The organism is Amycolatopsis rhizosphaerae, from assembly GCF_007713715.1.
Classification (GTDB): domain Bacteria; phylum Actinomycetota; class Actinomycetes; order Mycobacteriales; family Pseudonocardiaceae; genus Amycolatopsis_E; species Amycolatopsis_E rhizosphaerae.
In genome coordinates this window covers 1-1,506 of record NZ_VJWX01000827.1, presented here as the reverse complement: position 1 = coordinate 1,506, position 1,506 = coordinate 1, and the positions used below count along the sequence as shown (strand labels likewise).

Here is a 1,506-nt window from a genome sequence, read left to right as displayed (position 1 = left end):
GTGTTGGGGGTGGGGGTGGACCCGCCGCCGGACAGCAGGGACCCCAGTGCGAGATCGGTGATCTGGCCCTGGTTCCCGTCGACCGCGCCGCGTTCGGCCTGCGTCATCTGGCCGACCTTCTCCGCCAGTGTCATGCGGCCGAGCAGGTCCGAAACCCGGTGCGCGACCGGTGCTCGCGCGTCGAGGTAGGCCGGGGCGGCGGCCTGCGCGGCGGCGGGTGCGGCGGCGGCCGCCGCCACGAGCGCGGCCGCGAGGCCGGGGAGCGCGGCGCGGCGGAATCTCCTGCCGCGCCGGAAAAAGGCGGTGCTCACGTGATCCTCCTGCGGGGACGAGGGCAGCACCGGCCGCGGCCGGACCGGATGTCCGGCCGGCCGGGGGCGGTACCGCGGGATCGACGAGCAACGCTGCGCAATGTTGCGGGACACAACATATTCGCTCGGGTCCCGCCGCGGAAGAGGCCGGACGGGGCATACCCCGAAAGGTCCAGTCCCGTCGGCCCTCACCCATCCGGTTGACGTGGCCCCCCGGCGGGCTTACCGTTCCCGTGGACAGATCGTGGCTTCCCCGCCACCGGATCCGCCGTCCCGGCGCACAGTCAATGGAGACTGGGAGGACGCGCATGACCACTCGCCGTTCACGTCCGAACGCTCCCCGGCCGCCGCGCCTTCCCGCGAGGTGAGCCGTGTACCGGCAGATCCTCGATCCCGTCGCGGGCTCGCTGCTCTGGTCCTCGCTCGTCGCGGCCCTGCCCCTGGTCGTGCTGTTCGTCCTGCTGGGCCTGGTCCGGATGACGGCCTGGCTCGCCGCGCTGATCTCCCTGGCGGTCTCGCTGCTGGTGGCGATCTTCGTCTACCCGATGCCCGCCAGTCCCGCCTTCCTCTCCGCGGCGGAAGGCGCCGCCTTCGGGTTCTTCCCGATCCTGTGGATCGTGATCAACGCGCTGTGGATCTACCGGATGACCGTCCACACCGGACACTTCGACGTGCTGCGCCGCTCCTTCGCCAGGGTCAGCGACGACCAGCGGATCCAGGGCGTGATCATCGCCTTCTCCTTCGGCGCCCTGCTCGAGGCGCTGGCCGGGTTCGGCACCCCCGTCGCCATCACCAGCGTCATGCTCATCGCGCTGGGGTTCCGGCCGCTCAAGGCGGCCGGGGTCGCGCTGGTGGCGAACACCGCTCCGGTGGCCTTCGGCGCCCTCGCCGTGCCGATCACGACGCTCGCCACGGTCACCGGACTCCCGTTGCACTCGCTGTCGTCGATGGTCGGCAGGCAGACCCCGCTCCTCGGCGTGTTCGTGCCGCTCGCGCTGGTGTTCATCATCGACGGCCGCCGCGGCGTCCGGCAGACCTGGCCCGCCGCGATGGTGTGCGGCCTGGTGTTCGCCCTCGCCCAGTTCGCCACCTCGAACTACGTCAGCGCCCCGCTGACCGACATCGTCGCGTCACTGCTGTCGGCCGGGGCCGTGGTGCTCTTCCTGCGGGTCTGGCGCCCCGCCGAGTCCTACGC

General features: G+C 72.1%; 1 protein-coding gene and 1 pseudogene. One reads left to right on the top strand and one right to left on the bottom strand.

Annotated elements, in window-relative coordinates; genetic code table 11:
* Window positions 1-311: pseudogene (locus FNH05_RS39000) on the bottom strand (beta-glucosidase); the annotation flags it as partial.
* A gap of 371 nt (window positions 312-682) precedes the next feature.
* Between FNH05_RS39000 and FNH05_RS37200 the strand changes: the two are divergent.
* The coding region (locus FNH05_RS37200; protein ID WP_144593511.1) for an L-lactate permease at window positions 683-1,506 on the top strand (824 nt) is incomplete at its 3' end.